Here is a 17978-nt window from a genome sequence, read left to right on the forward strand (position 1 = left end):
TTCCTATCTCCATTCATGGCATCAAACGCCTTAAAAATGTGTAAGCATGGTTCTGCTTATGATCTCATCCTGTACATCCTTGCACAGCTCCACAAAAAAAGCGCTGTAGCCGGCCACCCGGACGATCAGGTCACGGTACTGTTCCGGATGCTTCTGTGCCTCGATCAGGGTGTTGTTGTCCAGGTAGTTAAACTGCATCTCGCCGTTGCCCAACATGCAGGCCGTGCGCAGCAGGGTAACCAGGCTCTCCTCACCCTCCGGGGTGTCTAAAAGTCCTGCCATGATCTTAAAGTTATGTACCATTCCAATATTCATACTGTCATTGGACATTTTGGACACGGACTTGATAATGGCTGTCGGTCCCTTGTAGTCGGCGCCCTGGCTGGGGCTGATCCCATCGCTGAGCGGCAGCCAGGCATGGCGGCCGTTGGCGGAGGCTCCTGTCATCTGGCCAAAGGGGGTATTATTGGAAATGGACAGGGTTCCGTGGCTCAGAACAGAATAAAGAGTCTTGTATTTCCGGTGCTCGTGCTCGGTAAAGGTCACCAGATCAGCTGCGATCAGGTCGGCGTAATCATCATCATTGCCGTACTTGGGAGCGTTCAGGCAGTCTGTGCGGATCTGCTCATAGCCTTTAAAATCCGCCTTTAATGCTTCATTCATCTGTTCCAGCGTGTATTTCTTATCATCAAATACCAGCTTTTTAATGGCTGCCATGGAATCCGCATAGGTGGCCAGGCCGGACCAAACCACGCCCGGTCCAAAGTTGTACATGGCTCCTCCTGCTGAGACATCCTTTGCTTTTTCCATACACCCCTCGTACATGATGGACATGAGAGGCTTTGGCGCAAGCTCCCTGTGGACGCGCTGGGAGATCACCGTGGCCACATCCGTCCACTTGGTGATGTACCTGATCTCTTCCTTAACCGCTGCCTCAAATTCTTCATAGGTCTTAAAGCCGCTTAGATCCCCCATGTCCGGGCAGACCTGCTTGCCGTACCACAGAGGCGTGCCGTGGTTTAACACCAGCTCAATACAGATCGGCCACTGGGTATAAGCAGTGGAGGTCCACTGGTACAGACGTCCCGATTTCTGCGGCTCCACGCAGCCCATAAGGCAGTAATCCCTTGCATCCTCAATGGATACGCCCTTGGCCAGCATCATTTTAATATGGGCATCGTCAAAATGGCAGGCTGGAAAGCCCATGCCGGAACGTACCACGTCCACGATCTTTTTCAGATACTTTTTCGGGGACTTATTGTGGATACGGCAGGCCAGAGACGGCTGATAGATCTTCACATGGCGCACCGCGTCCATGAGCAGGTAGGTCAGTTCATTGGTGGCATCCCTTCCTTCCCTGGTCACTCCGCCCACACACATGTTGACAAAGGGCTGGTAACCCGCAAAGAACTTGGAGCCGCCTTCGCTGGTGATCCACATCATCTCAGACATCTTGATCAGCATACAGCCCGCCAGTTCAAAGGCCTGGAAATCGTTCAGGCGTCCGCTGTCAATATCCCCCTTATAATAGGGATACATATACTGGTCCACACGGCCGATGGACATACCGGTCTGGTTCTCCTCCACCACCAAAAGGGACTCAATGGTCCATACTGCCTGTATCGCCTCCCAGAAGGTCTCCGGCTTATGGGCGGGAACACGGGCATTGACCCTGGATATTTCCAGCAGTTCAGCTTTTCTCTTGGGATCTGACTCCTTTTGGGCCAGTTCCTTTGCGTATTCGGACATCCTTCTGGCATAGATCATCACGCCCTCTGTGGTGTCCATAATGGATTTATAAAAATAGATCTTTTCAATATCATCAGGGTTCTGGTAATCCAGCTCTGCCAGATGATCCATGGCCTCCTTCTGAATATCCAGCATTCCCTTTTTCATCAGGATCACATCATAGCCGGGATTGGAGTCACCGCCTCCGTTTAATGCGTGGTAGGAACAGTCGGAAACAAAGGACTCACCGGAAAGTTCCCAAACACCGGCTTCGCGGTACTGGTCCTCGCAGTACTCATCCACGGATTTCCCTTTCCAGAACGGAAACAGTTCCTCCCTCATGATCTTCTTGTCTTCCTCTGATATGTAGAATGGATCCTGTGGTCTGGAACCAATCGTGTCGATCTCGTCCTCCATCCATCTCCAGGCAATATCCGGTGAAAATGCTCCTGCCCTGGGCGCGCCGCAGGGTGCGCCTACAATCAGCTCATGGTCCTGGATAACCAGGGGAGCCGTCTCGCAGCAATAGCGGAAACATTTGGCCCGAAGCATGATTTTAGGCATTCCCGGGTTTTCACCGGCAATCTTTGTAATGGCTCTTGCCCGGTGTGTTGTGATGGTTGGTTTATGGGTAAGGTAATTATCCTTCAGTGCCTGGAGGCGGGCCGTCATACCGTCCGGTATGGAGGTTCCCTCTGTAACGATCCGGTCAGCCGCAGCCCCCTGTGAAGCCTTGCCTGTCTGGTCAGCCCCTACTTTTGTAATCTCGTCAGAAACAGCTTCAAACATCTTCATCAGTGAAGCTTTTTCTTCCGGAGACATGGTCTTTGCGGCTTCCGCCAATTTATTTGAAAATTCACGAATATCCAATCTATTCCCCTCGCTTTCAGCTTATTTATATTCCAGCTGCTCCAATATGGTTTTCAGCAGTCCTGCTACATCCACAGCTTCCTTATTATCTTTTCCTGCTTCCTTACTATCTTTTTCCGGTTCCTCTATCTTTTCCCTTTCCATGCCTTCCCATTGATCCAATGGATCCAGGTCCCGGATCCCCCTCACGCCCCAGGCTGCACTTCTTATGTACACCAGGTTCATGGGAGATACGTTGTCGGAAGTGATTCCCAAACCGGCAGTGAGTCCTCCAAGAGTCATGGAAGGAAACAGGTTGGTGGTTGCACCCATGGCTCCAAAGGATGCCGGCGTGTTGATCAGGACCCTTCCCACAGGTTTTTTTAGCATGAACTGGCGGATCACATCCTCGTCCCTGGAATGAATGACCAGTGTATGGCCGCTGCTCTCATTGACCAGCAGCTCCATGCATTTTTCACATGCGTGCATCCAGTCATTTTCTATGTAAAACACCAGCACCGGGCATAACAGCGCCCTGGCATATGGATTAAACTCAGTGATGTATTTCTGCTGGGATACCAAGACCCTGGTGCCTTCAGGCACGGTGAATCCCGCCTTTTCGGCCAGCCATAGGGCAGGCTTGCCCATGTACTCCGGATCCCTGCCGCCATTTTCCCGGCACAGCAGGCCCATCAGCTGTTCTTCCTCTGTCCGGTTCATAAAGTATGCACCTAAGGTCAGCATTTCCCGTCTCGCATCCTCTGCAATCTGGTGGTCGGCCACCACATACTGTTCCGCTGCCGCCGATGTCCCGCAGTCAAAACTGCGGCTTTCAATAATATCCTTCACAGCCTGCCTCACATCGGCTGTCCGCTCAATAAACACAGGACTGGGACCGATCCCTCCGCAGATAAACGGCTTTTTGCTCTCCCGGGATGCATTTAGCAGCCCGGGAATCCCTGTATTGATCACAAGGGATGTAAACGGATGGCAGAGCAGCTGGGCTGTTCCTTCCTTTGTCACCGTATTCAGACAGGAAATAGTTCCCTCAGGAAGCCCTGCTTCCTTTGCAGCCTCAGCCAGTATTTCCACTGTTTTTTGCACTGTTTTTTCCGCTCTGGGATGGGGGGCGAACACCACCGCATTGCCGGATTTTACAGCGATCGCTGCCAGGAACAGCGTTGTGGATACCGGACTTGTGGCCGGAACCAGGGCGGCGACCACTCCAATGGGGACACCAATCTTTGCAGTCTTTCTGTCCGGATCCTCCTCCAGCAGCCCCACACAGCGCATACCGGCAAGTTTTTCCTGTATCCGGCTTAAGATAAGACGGTTTTTCCTGTATTTATCCCGTTGGTTTCCGTAACCTGTTTCCTCAGCGGACTTAAGGGCCAATTCGTTCAGACAGCCTTTTATCCCATCCAGAATGGCCGTCACCCCAAAATCCAGTTTTTCCTGGTCAAAAAGCGCCAGGGCCTTTCTTGCCTCCTCTGCGTGTTCCATCAGGATTCTGGCTTCCTGTACGGAAAGCAGGTCCTTGTCAACGAATTTCATGACGCACACCCTTTCCCGGGCAAAAGGCTTTCCAGTGAGTAGCGGGCGATGATCTTTTCCAGGTGCGGGTGGGGTCTTGGGATCACTACCGAGCTGTATACCTCTGCTCCCATGGCCTCCACAGCCTTAACCCCCGCCTCCACAGCTGTCTTGCAGGCGCCCACATCCCCCCGCACCAGGACGGATATGTATCCTGAGGCCACGTTCTCATAGCCGATCAATTCCACATCCGCCGCCTTGCACATGGCGTCCGCTGCTTCCAGGACAAATACCAGGCCAAATGTTTCGATCAGTCCAATGGCTTCATATCGTTCCATATATTCGATTCCTCTCTCCATGTTTTAAGCTCTCTTTTGTCAGGCGTCAATGTCATGGACGGATACAATATCCCCCACTTCACGGATGGGCCTTGGCATCACATTCTTGGCTGTCAGCTTTCCGATGGCGGCTGCTGCCGCTGCTCCTGCCTCCACCGAGGAACGGACCGCTGCCACATCCCCCTTCACCATAATGGTGACAAGGGTGGAGCCCACATTTTCATAGGAGATCAGTTCCACATCCGCTGCCTTTAACATCTTGTCAGCCGCCTCCAGGGCGGGCACCAGCCCCACTGTCTCCACCAGTCCCAGGGCTTCTTCACCATAATATCTCATATGTTTTCCTCCCGTCAGCTGCACTGACGGTATTTCTTCGGCACATATTTTTCAACCGTTGCTTTTCCGTCTTCGTTTATGATATAGCGCAGGGAAAGTTCCCCTGCCTCATCCAGCTTGTAGCTCTCCAAGTTTAAAAGGCCGTTGGCTTCCAGGGACATGACGTGATCCAGGTAACGTTCCTTTGTAAACTGCCGTTCCCCGCCGTACTGGGGTTTCAGGGCTTCCATGATTTCTTTTATGTCAGCGCTCTTAACACTGTACAAATAATTCAGCACTGCTGTTCTTGCCGGTAATAGCATTTTCCTACTCTCCCTTCTTAAGCAGATCCAGTGGATTCATAGTTACCAGGATGGCTCCGAATACGATGACAACGGATCCGATCACAATGGTGGATGTGAGCTGCTGGCCCAGGAACATGACACAGAAGAGCACGCCCCAAAAGGCGTATGTTACATTTAAGGACATGCCAATGGCACAGCCCACAGTGGAATTGCTCTTGTACCAGCATACAAAGGATACGGCTGCGCTTAAACCGGAAAGCGCCAGCCAGATCAGCGGAAGTCCTGCTGCAAAGGTTCCTCCCAAAAGGGCCATTCCACCCACCAGCGGAACGATCACGACCAGGTCCACAATGCCGGAGATCAGTTCCCTTAAGTTAACCGCCACATCCGTATCGATCATAGCGCCGCCGTAGCTGGAAAGCATTCCCTCCAGTCCCCAGCTGATCGCAGCGATCAGTGCGCAGATGATGCCCAGGGTGAAGTTGGGGCTGCCCTCAGGCTTTACCCAGTTGATCACAATGGCGCCGGCCACGCAGATCATCATACCTGCAATGACACGCTTGGTAGGCTTTTGTTTTAAGAAGATCCACGCAAAGATCGCTCCAAACAAGCTGCATGTGGCGGAAATGGGGATGGCGTATGCCCCTGCCATGGCCAGGCCCACCAGGTAAGCCCCGTTGGCAATGGGTCCTCCCAGCAGGGATCCAAGCACGATCATCTTGCCGGGAAATGTATGTAAGCTTCGTCCAAGCTCACTGAGCCTGCCGCATCTTGCGTTGTAAAGGGTCAGCCAGATGCCTGCGAACAGGTCATTGAGTCCTGAACACACATAGGGAGCTGCCAGGACACCGGCCGCGCCCATAAGAGGCTCATAATATCCAGCCACCAGTACCAGGGTGGTGTAGATCCCGTAGGTCAGGCCGGATATCAGCCCTGTGGTTATTCCCGTCACTCGGAATTTTTTGTTCACCTGTTTCATTTTGTCATCAGCCGTCATAGGGGCTGCCGCCCCATAATTTACTGCTGCACTGTCTCCGTTCATATATGGAATCTCCTTTGGTCGCTATTCTGATGTTCTGTTCTGTGATGTTCTATTCTGAGGTCCTGGTTCCCGGAAGAATGGTTTCCACTTCCCCGTGGGGCCGTGGTATCACATGTACGCTTACCAGTTCTCCCACTCTTCCGGCCGCAGCTGCTCCCGCGTCTGTGGCAGCCTTCACAGCGCCAACATCTCCCCGCACCATCACGGTGACCAGGCCTCCGCCGATCATTTCTTTGCCAAGCAGTGTAACATTGGCGGCTTTTACCATGGCGTCCGCCGCCTCAATGGATCCCACCAATCCTTTTGTCTCAATCATTCCCAATGCATCATATTTCATGGTCTGTTGCTCCTTTTCTTGCGCCCGCTTTTGCAGTGTCAAAATGCACAAAAGCCGGTTATCATATTTTGTTTTAATGATTTTGTGTTCGGCCTTCACAAATTAGAAAACATCCCAAATCAGCAATATTACTAACTTTTTAAATACGCGTCATGTTTTTCTATGCATTTAGTATAGACCCTGCCCTTTAGTGGAATGTCAACCGTTTTTTTGAGATTTTTTTAACTATTTGCTGCTTTTTAATTTTTCAAAGAATTGGGTATTCTCGGAAAGCATTGAAATATAAGGGTTTTATGGAAGATTATTCCATCAAAACCGGCAAAAAAAGAAGCAGGTGACCAGGCACCTGCACGTCAGAATCCGACCATTCTCGTCTCTTTATTTTCATTCGGAAGGGGTAATCTCTGTATTCTTCCCCCGTATGTCCTGCATAAATCTTTCCCCTAAGGGGAAGCTTTTTGTCCTCAGTCACAGGGACCGCTGACAATGGGTACGATCACCTCTGTCACAAACTCCTCCGGATTCCTGGTGGTCCAGTAATCCACCACATAGCGCTCATAAGATTCCGGGCCGCATTTGTATCCCCTGGCAGCTGTCCAGTCCCGTATCTTCCCATAGGCATCCTCAATCTGTTCCAATGCGCCTAAATGGTAAACCGTGGCCGCCATGTTCCCGCCGAACACAGTCTGGTTCGTTCCCTCCATACATGGACGGATGGGCCTTTGCATGATCCTGGCGGACGTGCTGGTCCCATTCATCTTGTCCGTCCAGGAAGGGAACCGAAGGATCACCTCACCTGCGATCTCGTTGTTCACGCTCTCCAGATAGTTCACCCAGTCAATATTGATAATAGATTCCATGTAGTGGTAGGAAAACGGCTGGTCCATGTAACAATAATTAGCCGTGCTTATGTATTTCACCCCTACCTCCTGCACCTTGCTCCTGGAAACCAGCTGCGCTTCCTGGATCAGCTCATACCAGTCCTTGACCGCCACATAACTGTTGTGGATCTCCTGTTCCTGGATCCTCAGCTCATCGATCTTACTGATAAAATTCTGTTTGACAAAATAGTATGTGTTCCCCTCCACCAGGTCCTGCATTTCCTCCAGCTTAAATCCCATCTGCTTGTAATACTTCACAATGGGAACGGTCAAAAGGGTCTCCCTGTTATAATACCTGTACCCGTTCTCCTTACATATTACGTCCGGCGCAATAATTCCGATCTGGTCATAAAAGCGAAGGGCCTTTTTTGAAATGTTGCATATTTTGCTGACTTCCCCGATTGAATAAAGTTTTTCTTTTTGCATCTTCCCCGATCAAACCCCCTGTCAGTTTTTTAACATAATACTAGTATAAACCTTCCTGTTAGGTAGAATGTCAATATCCATTCCCGGATACCTCCGATTCCGGAAAATAAGGCAAAAAAGAACGGCCAGGCCCAAAAAAGGGGCCTTTCCCTTCTCTTTTTACCTGGTCGTTCCTGTTTCCTTCCCTTGCTACATTCCTGTAAAGGGGAAGGTTTTTATCCGGATCTTGGGGTCACCGGCACGATCACTTCTGTCACAAATTCACTGGAACTGCGGGTAGTCCAATAATCGATCACGTAGCGCTCAAAGCATCCCTGGTCACAGGCATATCCTCTCATATCCGCCCATTTTAAGATCTTCTCATACACTTGTCCCATATCCTCATAACCGCCCACATGATAAGCGCACGCCGCCATCCGGCCGCCCCACATGATCTGAGCCGGATCCTCCGGATCCGCCCATACCGCCTTCTGCATGATCCTTGCCCTGGTACAGGTTCCTGACATCTTATGGGCGGCGGAAGAAAAATTCAGGATGACCGGTCCTGTTATCTTCTGTCCCGCCGCTTCCAGATAATTGGTCCAGCTGATATTGATAATAGATTCCATATACTGGTAATTAAAATCCTGATCCATATAGCAATAGGATGCGGGATCTATAAAACGCACGGAAACGTCCTGGATTTTGTGACGGATGACCAGTTCCGCTTCCTTTATCAGCTCATACCAGTCTTTGACCGCCGCCAGGCTGCCCTGGATCTCCCTTTCCATATCCTTAAGTCCACTGATCTTGGAGTGGAAATTCTGCTGCAGGAACTGGTATGTATTTCCGCCCAGCATCTCCTGCATTTCCTCCAGCTTAAACCCCATCTGTTTATAATATTTCATCACGGGAACCAGAAGCAGGGTCTTCCTGCTGTAATAGCGGTAACCATTTTCCTCACTGATATGGTCAGGGGAAAGAAGGCCGATCTTATCATAGTAGCGCAAAGCCTTGGCGGAAATATTGCAAATCCCGGCCACCTCTCCTATGGTGTATAATTCCTTCTCCTTCAAGAAACCACCCATCCCTTCCCTGTGTTTAGAATCCCTGTCACTTCATAAAAGGCCAGTATTTCTTGAGTAATATAAAGGTGATGAACGGAGGTATCCCATGCCTGACAACCGCTGCCAGCAGATTGACCTTTATCAGGACCGAGGACAGTATCAGAACGCCAAACAAAACTAGGATCAGATAAAATGTCAGACGTTTTCTTCCTATCATCAGCCAATAATAGAGGATCCCCGCCGCAATACAGGTCACCATGGAAAAATAATCCTTAAGCAGCGCACACCCAAGAATATTGATCGCAGCCACTGTGACCATTAAATAACACCAGAACTTGATTTCTTTTCCAAATTGAACATTTCCGTATTCCATAACAACCTCACTTGTATTTAATAGGGCTTACCTTCAGCGCACAAGGCATCTGAAGGGTGTGTACCCTTGCACACTGAGGATATTATAGCACAATGGGGATGAATTAGCTATAGGAATGATCGGACCTTTACATATCATCCCATCCCCGCTCCAGCACATAAGCAAAATACTTCTCCCTGATCCGTTTCCGTTCCCGGACCTTGATGGGGATTCTGTCACCGTTTTCCATTGTGAAATCCGTATCCGCGCGGGTAATATAATCCATGTTTACAATATAACTTTGATTACACTTTAAAAACCTTGGCTGGGTCAGTTCTGCCTGGACCTCATCCAGCTTTTTGCGAATAGTATGCTCCACCCCCTTGGCGCATACAATCCTCAGATTCATCCTCCGGCTTTCAATATACATGATATCGTCATAGGAAATCCGTCTGCTGGAACTCCCATTTACCATCAGAAGGCTCTTTTTGTTCTTTGGATATCGGTATTCCATAAAACGGTTCAGGACATTTTCCACTTTATCCCGCACAATGGGCTTGAGCAGGTAACCATCTGCCCATACATCATAGCTTTCTATGGCGTAATCCGGACTGGAGGACATAAATATCACAGCAACATTCCTGTCATGTTTGCGCAGCCTGCGTATGATCTCCATTCCGCTTAACCTCTGCAGATAAATATCCATAAAAATAAGGTCATATCCCGGATACTGATCCTCGCTTTCATATTGTTCGATCAGGTCTTCCCCCTGCTCAAAATATGCAATCTGTAAAGGTTCTCCCCGTTTTTTCATCTTTTGTACCAATATTCCTCCGACCTGCTCTCTCTCTGATTTCTCATCATCACAAATTGCAATCAACATAAGTATTCCCCTCCTCCAATGAATGTCCTGGAATCAGCAAGTCTGAAATCCATATATTACCAAATATAACATGATCATAGATGAAGCCGGGCTTTTCCGTAAGTCCTCCGGGACAAACAGATGCAAAACGAGACAATTGGTCATTGAAAATCTTGCATCTCCCCATGTTCTGTGCTTAAATAAATATACTATGACAATTTGTAAGGGGGATTTTTGTGAAAATAGCAATTTGTGACGATGATGAGTCTATACGAGTCCAGCTTCGTCAGTTTATCCAGCAATATGCCATTGATAACGCTCTTGATTACACAATTCTGGAATTTAGTCAGTCCACGCTGCTTTTAGACACTGCACGTCAGGACCCTGATATCCGAATCATGTTTTTAGATATCTACATGTCACCTCTTTCCGGCATGGATCTGGCTGAAACAATCCGTGCAGAAGGAAATGGCTGTGCCATTATTTTCGTCACCATCAGCAGGGACCATTATTCCAGAAGCTATGAGGTGGATGCGGAACATTATCTGGTAAAACCAGTTACATATGAACAGGTTGAAAAAGCGCTCAAACGGTGCGAACGGCTGCTGATATCTGCTGCCAGATGCGCCTTTTTCTTTTCCAACGGACATGAAATAAAAGTGCCTTTGAGAAACATACGGTTTGTTGAAGTATTCCGAAACCAGACCATCATTCACGCGTCCGCTGACATTGTTCTGCGCTGTCCACTGGCGAATGTTATGGGGCAGCTTTCAGACTCCCGTTTTCTGAGGACACACCGCAGTTTTATTTTAAATATGGATTTTATCGCCTCAAAGGATGGAAATGACATCCTGTTAATAACCGGTGAGAAAATCCCGTTAAGCCGCACCCGGGAAAAATTTTTCGATAAAGAATATGGACAGTACCTGACTGCATCCATGGCAGGTGATGAATGATGAAAAAACAAATGATCATGCTGCGCTCCGCCATTGCCCTTTCCATCATTGCTCTGGCAACAGGCAGTACATCCCTCTACTCCCTGGCCGCTGCCCAGCCCGTTCCGCCACCTTATGCCTATCAGTGCTCCGGTGAGAATGGGGATTCCAGCAACAAAGGCTCTGTCTCATCCGGGGAAATTGGATCTTATCCAGCAAAAGATGATGCAAAAGATCACAGGGGCCGTATGGAGGATTCGTCTGAAAAGGCTGAAAGTGATGGGGATGGTTCCTCTGATGGCGGTGAAGAGGATTCCTCTAACCAGTCCAATGGCAATGAAGATGATTCCTCCGACCTGCCTGACGGCAACGGAAATGGTTCCTCCGGCCTGCCTGGCGGCAACGGAAATGGTTCCTCCGACCTGCCTGACGGCAACGGAAATGGTTCCTCCGGCCTGCCTGACGGCAGTGAAGATGATTCCTATACCCCGCCTGACGGCAATAAAGATGATTCCTCCGGCCTGCCCGATGGCAGTGAAGATGATTCCTATACCCCGCCTGACGGCAATGAAGATAATTCCTCCAGCCAGCCTGACACTGACAGCGATAAAGACGATTTCTCTGACAAACCCGGCCATAACCAAGAGGGCTCCTCTGACCCAACCGATGGCACAAGGGAAGATCCTGACAACACAACAGGTGAAAAAGAGAACCCGGAGGACAAGCTGGAGGATCAGGATACCGCACCAGATGCCGTGTCCGCAGGCGAGAGTTGTGTTTCCAGGGAGCAAAACCGCAGCGAGCCGAGGAAAAAACAGGAGGAAGAATATGTTTTTTGCGGCTATCATTTCGATCATCATGATTGGCCTTTAGAATGGGCAGCAGGTGTTGAATTTGATGTTTCTGCGGAACTTCCAGCTGTTGTGGAATTATATGTGGATGGCCCTGACGGCCATATAGACGAACCCGAATATCTGGATGTGGAATGGGATCTAAGTGAGGTTGATTTCACCAGGGAAGGAGAATATCCCGTTACAGGTATCCTGGATACGGATGCCTGTTCATATCCTCTGGATTGGGGCGATATCCCTTCTCCTTCCCTTATAATTGCCGTGGTCCGCAGCGGAACCATGTCATTCCAGCCCGAGGTAAATGGAAGTACGCTTCTGCTCCAATATAGAATGAATGAAACTCCCTTTCGTTTGCCTCTAATGTTCATGGAACTATATGAAAGCCTGGACAATGGTACAAGCTGGCATAATATCACTCAAAGTTCCAGGGTACGGATCAGTGATAACCAACTTTCCATTACCGGCATTTACTCAGACTCCCTGTTTCAGGCCATTGATTTAAAACTCTCCGATTATGATCCCCATAATTCGGATATTGTGGAGGTGACCGCTGACGGCAGCATACAGTCGGTTTCCATCATTTCCTCCGGCGGTGAACAAGGCGGAGATGAATGGAATCCAGATTGCGGCAGTGTCTGGGATCCCACCCCAGCCGTGGACGGCCCCTATCCGATCATTGAGTACAAAACAGGGGCTCCCCGTCCCTTTTTCCTGGACCTGAAAATAGAAAAGGGAATCAGTGACTGGATCAACCGGGACCTATATGATCCGATCAGCGTCTTTTATGGAGGCTCCCCCCATGGATTTTGGAAAGAAAAGATTCTGCTCCCTGTGGAATGGGATTGGGAAACAGTGAATGCCATTGATTGGGATCAAGTGGGTGATACCGTGGTCCATGGGCATTTTTCAAACGAGACAATAGATGCCAACAGACATCTTCTGGATTTCGACCATATGCCTGAGCTTTCTTTTACAATATCCGTCTATTCTCCTGAGGCCGCATTTTTCTTATATGCTGACGAGGAAAAACTATTTGAAGACCAGACAGCCCGCTTTCAGTTTTACAACTGTCAGGACCAGGTTATTTCCCTGGGTGATCCCTCTATGCTGACGGTCTGGTGCTCTTTAGACGGCAGGGATACATGGTATGATATCACAGATGCGCCAAATGTAATTCTGACCGGCAATTCCCTTTCGGTATCCCATTTAAGCCGGAAACATCTGGATGGCCTGGGATACACGTTTCAGATCGAACAGTCAGCTGATCCGGACCGTGAATCATTTTCCTCTACCCTAAGTGTATACCACAATATCTATGGTATTTCGTTCGGGACGGATATTGGCGGTAACCGGGGCGGCGGTAACCGGCAGGAGCAGCCCCCGGAAGGACTGTTTGACACAGAGGGATCAGAAGATGAGTCCAATGAGGAACCGCCGGTGGAGATTCCTCCGGATCCTGATATTCCCCCTTCCCCTGATCCTTCGCCTGATCCGCCGCTTCCTCCTAATCATGACGGGCAGGAATCCCCTGATTCCGGGGATGGGCATCAGGATGGTGATGGGAATCAAGGTGGTAATGGGAGCCATGGCGGCGATGGAACTAAAAATAGTGTTATCAGCAATGGGGCAACGTCTAAAAAGGATACTCTCATAACAGCAATTCCGCCGGAAACTTCCCCATATAATAGCCTGGATATCCCCGATTCCGCCCTCTTATCCCCACCTTCCATCGGACCGGTCAAGGCTGTCGATGCGCCCGTGGACGCTGGTGCAGTATTGGAGAAGGACAGGGGTACACCGGGAACAGAGATTCCCGATCAAGTCCCACACAATGCGGAACAGGACCCGGCGGACACAAACACAACGGCGGATGTCCAAAACAAAGAACACAAAGCTCCGTCTGCACCAACCGGGACAGAACCGCCTGACATTTCGGAGAAACCACCTGCCAAGTCGGTCTGGAATGCCACTGCACGAAAGCTTACCGGCGCTGTTGCTGTGCTTTTCGGCGGAATTGCCGGTTTTTGGATGACAAGGAGGCGATGATATCAGAACACCCTATGATTGGAAGCGCATTGTATTGCTTTTTTGTGCTGTATTATGCGCTGCCTCCCTCTTTTTTCTACAGTATCAATATGATAATAAATATAGCGCCTCTGCTGTTTACGGAAAGCAAGGGGTCCTGGACTTAAGTACTTCCATGGATGCGCACCCGCTGAATATTCTGACGTATGGCTGGGAATTTTATCCTCAAAAGCGTTTGGACCCAGGTACATTTGACGGACATCATCCCCAATATCTATTCTTAGGCCAATACGGCGGTTTTGAAGGCAAAGGCAGTACCGGCTCCCCCCACGGATCCGCTACCTACCGCCTGAATATCCTGCTTCCGTCCAAACCGGATGAATACGCTTTGGAACTTCCTGAGATCTATTCCGCCTCCCGTGTCTGGATCAATGGCAGTCTGGTCAGCCGTTTAGGCGATATTTCCGGTTCCGGCCAGCCCGCTATCCGCACAGGGATGGTCACGTTTCAGGCAGCCAGCCAGGCAGAGATCGTAGTGCAGGCAGCCGATCATATCCACTACTACAGCGGTATGATCTATCCGCCCGCATTCGGAACCATGGAAACTGTATCAGATTTGATCTCCTTCCGCCTTATGCGCACCTGCATTATGGTGATATCCTCATTCACCATAGGGATCATGTATCTTATGATCGGCATAAGGACCGGAGAAGAACGGCGACAGATGATCCTGTTTGCTTTAACCAGCCTTCTGTTTGCCCTCCATGCCACCTATCCCCTGCTCCATTTGTTCGGTGCAGGATACTGGTCCTACCGTTTGGAAGATACCAGTTTTTTTCTCTTCCTTTTAGCAGTCACTACCCTTCATTGTAGTTTATGCAGGATCAGCGGCAGCCCTCAGCGGATTGTTCTCAGCCTTGGCGGTTTTATTGTACTGCTCACCCTGGTCATCCCCTCTTTTCTGATTAATGACAGCTTAAATGCAATGATGGCCTATTCTGTTTTTCTGGACAGCTGCAAGCTGCTCCTTTTCAGCTGGCTCATTGTAACCGCATGTTTCAATAAACAGCGCGATGAACGGATCAACGGACTGCTGCTCGCAGGGCTTTGTATCATTGCGGTGTCTCTTCTGTTCCAGACAGCCCTGCCTGTATTTGAACCAATACGATTTGGATGGCAGACTGAAAATGCCGGCTTTGCATTCATACTTATCCTGGGAGGCGGCCTTTGGTTTGATACGGTCAAAGCTTACGCTGACCGTGCTGCTCTGACTGAAAATGTACGTCTGATGAAAAAGCAATTTTCCCTTCAGGAAGAGAATTACCGGCTCATTACCGGAAATTTTGCGGAAATACGCCGGATGCGCCACGATCTGCGCCATCACCTCAATACAATAAAGGAACTGGCTGGACAGCATCAATACGAGGAACTTGAACATTACATCATGGGCTGGGAAGACAGTTCAGAACAGGCCACCCGTCCCGCCCTATGTGAAAATCAGGCAGCCAATGCCATTTTGAATTATTACCAGCAGGCTGCAGATGAAAAAAACATTTCCCTGCGTTTAAAAGTAGCACTGCCATCTGAACTAAAACTGGAAGGGTGGAATCTGGGAATCCTTTTGGGCAACCTTTTGGAAAATGCCATTGAAGCCTCTGAAAAACTGCCGGAAGAAATGCGCCTGGTAAAGGTTTATTCCAGAGTTGCAAACGGCAACCTCCTTCTGACTGTCAAGAACCATTGGTCCGGTGAATTTCTGGCTTCCGGAGAACAGGTATATTCCACCAAGCACCAGGGCGTTGGAATCGGTCTGTCCAGTGTCCGCAGCCTTGTAAAGAAAAAGGGCGGCCAATTTTTCATCAGTCCCAATGAACCGGATTTTACAGTTTCCGTGGTATTATGGAATGTTGCGGACCAGAACAGGTTTATAAGGGAATGAAGTTATAGAATCATATAATAAGAGCGCTTTTTCATATAATAGGGAGTTCCAGAGGATTTTACTGCGTTGAAAAAGAGAGCCGGACCGGCTCTCTTTTATATCCGTGTTATCATATTCTCTTTGTAGACACCTGCAATATGGGAATATCATTCAATCCATTCGCCCTTTTCATTCACAGTATATCCATCCGGGGTAGTTGTCCTTACCAGCAGCTGCCCTTGTCCGGCCCCCTGTTCCTGGCTGAAATAATACCATTTTCCATCAATCTGATTCCACCCGGTACACATAGCGCCCTGTTTTCCGTCTGCTGATGGATTCAGGTAAAATTTCCTTCCGTCAGGAGCCGTAAACCATCCGGTTACCATATGGCCATCCTGGTCAAAGTAATACCAGTTGTAGTTTCCATTATAATACAGATATCCCCACTGATCCCGATAAGAATTACCATAACTGAATGTCCACTTATCCCCATCCACCGACCAGTATTCCGTATCATCATGTCCTTCACCGTCATCGCCATCATCTGTATCCGGCATCTCTGCATCTGAATAATCGTAAATATCCCCAATTCCAAAGATAACGGAATATTTACCCGTCTCACCTGCATCCAATGACAGATCCAGCCATGAGCAAGCCATACCGCTGTCCATATCTTCCAAATCCTCCTCAGGCAAGTCTCCTGCAAATATATTGCTGAACCGGTTTCCATAGTAACCGTACCACCATCTGTCAATGGGAGCCTCACTTTCATCATCATCTTTGACAACAAAAGCATTTACATACTCGTTCACTTCCTCTTGGCTGTAATCGCGTCCCAGCATCAGGATCCCATCATCCGTCCGTTGAACTTTTGCCATGTCATCCCTGCCCACACATGTATCTGCATCTAAACCAAGGGAAAATCCGATTTCTTTATCATCTGTTGTATTTTCCACATAGTAGGTCAATCTGACATAAGAAACATCGTCAATCGGTATGATTTCTGCCCTTAAGTAAATCTCCAGACCGTTTTTATCCGCTTTCAGATCATCGCTGAAATAAAGAGTATCTGAGCTGCGGCTATCTGCCATAAGGATTCTGGATCTATATCCACTGTAACTGCTTTTTATATAAGTCTCTCCATTATATCCGCCTATATCGAATCCGTTCCGCTCTAAGATAAACTTCATATTACCATTATCATCTTCCGCTATCAGCTCTGGAATGTCGTTTTGCGAAACAACATTATTTAAGGCTGCTGCCATCAAAAGTTGAGGCTGGACCACTTCCGGTTTTAACAAATCCGGGTCTAACTGGTCCGGATCCATCTGGTCCGGGTCTAACTGGTCCGGATCCACCTGGTCTTGGGGAGGTATGTTCTCATTTTTCTCCTGATCATCGATCAGATCATCATCGTTCTTCACATCATCCTGGGAATTCTTATCATCTGTACCATTTCCCTCATCTAAATCTTTATCCTTGTCCGGAGCGTCTTGATGGGATGAGTTCTCTCCGTTCTCGGTGTTCTCGGTGTTTTCGGTTCCGGTTTCTCCACTCTCGGGTCCATTGTTTTCGGTTCCGGTTTCTCCGCTCCCGGTTCCATTATTTCCGGTTCCTTCGGTTCCGTTTTCCCCGCTCCCGGTCCCTTCACTCCCGGATTCATTATTCCCGGATTCATTATTCCCGGTTTCTTCACCTCCGGCTCCTTCGTTCCCGGTCTCTCCACCTCCGGCTCCTTCGTTCCCGGCTCCTTCACTTCCGGCTCCATTGTTCCCAGTTCCTTCACTTCCGGCTCCTTCGTTCCCAGTTTCCTGGTTTCCGGCTCCTTCGTTCCCAGTTTCCTCGTTTCCGGTTCCTTCACTTCCGGCTTCCTCTTTCCCGGTTCCTTCACTTCCGGCTTCTTCATCACCGGTATCTTTAATTCCAGTCCCTCTGTTTCCAGTTTCCTCCTGTCCCTCTTCTTTCGACATCTCTGTCTTCCCGGTTTCTTCCTGAGCCAGAGCTGTAAGCGGAGCATTGCTTGCCGCAAGACAGATGGTCACTGCATAAGCTGCTGCCTTTGGGCCAAACCCCTTAATCTTCCTCACCCTGCTATATGATTTCCGCATACACTGCTTCCTCCTTTAAATTACTTTAAATTACAAATTCTTATTGTAACTATAGCAAAAAACATAAAACAAGAGGATGCCTTGTGAAATAAGTCAATTTTATTGATACAAAAGTCATTCATGAAAA

Annotated in this window: 15 protein-coding genes; 3 read left to right on the forward strand and 12 right to left on the reverse strand. The window is 49.0% G+C overall.

The window, feature by feature from the left end; all coding sequences use genetic code 11:
• Nucleotides 1-30 precede the first annotated feature (30 nt).
• From cutC to HMPREF9469_RS03225, 11 genes are all read right to left on the reverse strand, one after another.
• A complete protein-coding gene (gene cutC, locus HMPREF9469_RS03175; RefSeq protein WP_007859104.1) occupies nucleotides 31-2598 on the reverse strand; it encodes a choline trimethylamine-lyase in 2568 nt (855 codons plus the stop codon).
• Nucleotides 2599-2619: 21 nt separating this feature from the next.
• Nucleotides 2620-4131: an aldehyde dehydrogenase family protein gene (locus HMPREF9469_RS03180; protein ID WP_007859105.1), complete on the reverse strand. Its 1512-nt coding sequence runs from the start codon at nucleotides 4129-4131 to the stop codon at nucleotides 2620-2622.
• Nucleotides 4128-4448, reverse strand: a complete 321-nt coding sequence (locus tag HMPREF9469_RS03185; protein WP_007859106.1) for a BMC domain-containing protein — start codon at nucleotides 4446-4448, stop codon at nucleotides 4128-4130. Before HMPREF9469_RS03185 ends, HMPREF9469_RS03180 begins: the two co-directional genes overlap by 4 nt.
• 39 nt (nucleotides 4449-4487) lie before the next feature.
• The gene (locus HMPREF9469_RS03190; protein ID WP_007859107.1) at nucleotides 4488-4784 is read right to left on the reverse strand and encodes a BMC domain-containing protein; all 297 of its coding nucleotides are present in this window, start codon (nucleotides 4782-4784) and stop codon (nucleotides 4488-4490) included.
• A 14-nt stretch (nucleotides 4785-4798) separates the two neighbouring features.
• Complete coding sequence (locus HMPREF9469_RS03195) at nucleotides 4799-5086, reverse strand: hypothetical protein (protein WP_007859108.1); 288 nt, start codon at nucleotides 5084-5086, stop codon at nucleotides 4799-4801.
• A gap of 4 nt (nucleotides 5087-5090) precedes the next feature.
• Nucleotides 5091-6110, reverse strand: coding sequence for a DMT family transporter (locus HMPREF9469_RS03200; RefSeq protein ID WP_007859109.1), 1020 nt, complete (start codon nucleotides 6108-6110; stop codon nucleotides 5091-5093).
• Nucleotides 6111-6159: 49 nt separating this feature from the next.
• The gene (eutM, locus tag HMPREF9469_RS03205) at nucleotides 6160-6447 is read right to left on the reverse strand and encodes an ethanolamine utilization microcompartment protein EutM (protein ID WP_007859111.1); all 288 of its coding nucleotides are present in this window, start codon (nucleotides 6445-6447) and stop codon (nucleotides 6160-6162) included.
• Between the two features lie 464 nt (nucleotides 6448-6911).
• On the reverse strand, nucleotides 6912-7754 hold the full coding sequence (locus tag HMPREF9469_RS03210; protein WP_007859113.1) for a MerR family transcriptional regulator: 843 nt from the start codon (nucleotides 7752-7754) through the stop codon (nucleotides 6912-6914).
• 215 nt (nucleotides 7755-7969) lie between these two features.
• Nucleotides 7970-8809, reverse strand: coding sequence for a MerR family transcriptional regulator (locus HMPREF9469_RS03215; RefSeq protein WP_117450713.1), 840 nt, complete (start codon nucleotides 8807-8809; stop codon nucleotides 7970-7972).
• Between the two features lie 37 nt (nucleotides 8810-8846).
• On the reverse strand, nucleotides 8847-9173 hold the full coding sequence (locus HMPREF9469_RS03220; protein ID WP_007859117.1) for a hypothetical protein: 327 nt from the start codon (nucleotides 9171-9173) through the stop codon (nucleotides 8847-8849).
• Nucleotides 9174-9300: 127 nt separating this feature from the next.
• Nucleotides 9301-10035 carry a LytR/AlgR family response regulator transcription factor gene (locus tag HMPREF9469_RS03225; RefSeq protein WP_007859119.1) on the reverse strand — a complete coding sequence of 245 codons (735 nt, stop codon included), beginning with the start codon at nucleotides 10033-10035 and terminating at the stop codon, nucleotides 9301-9303.
• A gap of 215 nt (nucleotides 10036-10250) precedes the next feature.
• Here HMPREF9469_RS03225 and HMPREF9469_RS03230 point away from each other — a divergent pair, with 215 nt between their 5' ends.
• The 3 genes from HMPREF9469_RS03230 to HMPREF9469_RS03240 all read left to right on the forward strand — a co-directional run bounded on the left by HMPREF9469_RS03230 (nucleotide 10251) and on the right by HMPREF9469_RS03240 (nucleotide 15764).
• Nucleotides 10251-10970, forward strand: coding sequence for a LytR/AlgR family response regulator transcription factor (locus tag HMPREF9469_RS03230; protein ID WP_007859121.1), 720 nt, complete (start codon nucleotides 10251-10253; stop codon nucleotides 10968-10970).
• Nucleotides 10967-13846 carry an ICP22 family protein gene (locus HMPREF9469_RS03235; RefSeq protein ID WP_007859123.1) on the forward strand — a complete coding sequence of 960 codons (2880 nt, stop codon included), beginning with the start codon at nucleotides 10967-10969 and terminating at the stop codon, nucleotides 13844-13846. The genes HMPREF9469_RS03230 and HMPREF9469_RS03235 overlap by 4 nt, the downstream gene beginning before the upstream one ends.
• Before the next feature lie 154 nt (nucleotides 13847-14000).
• The gene (locus HMPREF9469_RS03240; RefSeq protein WP_227883999.1) at nucleotides 14001-15764 is read left to right on the forward strand and encodes a sensor histidine kinase; all 1764 of its coding nucleotides are present in this window, start codon (nucleotides 14001-14003) and stop codon (nucleotides 15762-15764) included.
• Nucleotides 15765-15910: 146 nt separating this feature from the next.
• Here the strand turns inward: HMPREF9469_RS03240 and HMPREF9469_RS33295 are convergent, their stop codons facing one another.
• A complete protein-coding gene (locus HMPREF9469_RS33295) occupies nucleotides 15911-17851 on the reverse strand; it encodes a hypothetical protein (protein WP_007859127.1) in 1941 nt (646 codons plus the stop codon).
• Between the last annotated feature and the right edge of the window lie 127 nt (nucleotides 17852-17978).

It is taken from the genome of [Clostridium] citroniae WAL-17108, assembly GCF_000233455.1.
Classification (GTDB): Bacteria; Bacillota; Clostridia; order Lachnospirales; family Lachnospiraceae; genus Enterocloster; species Enterocloster citroniae.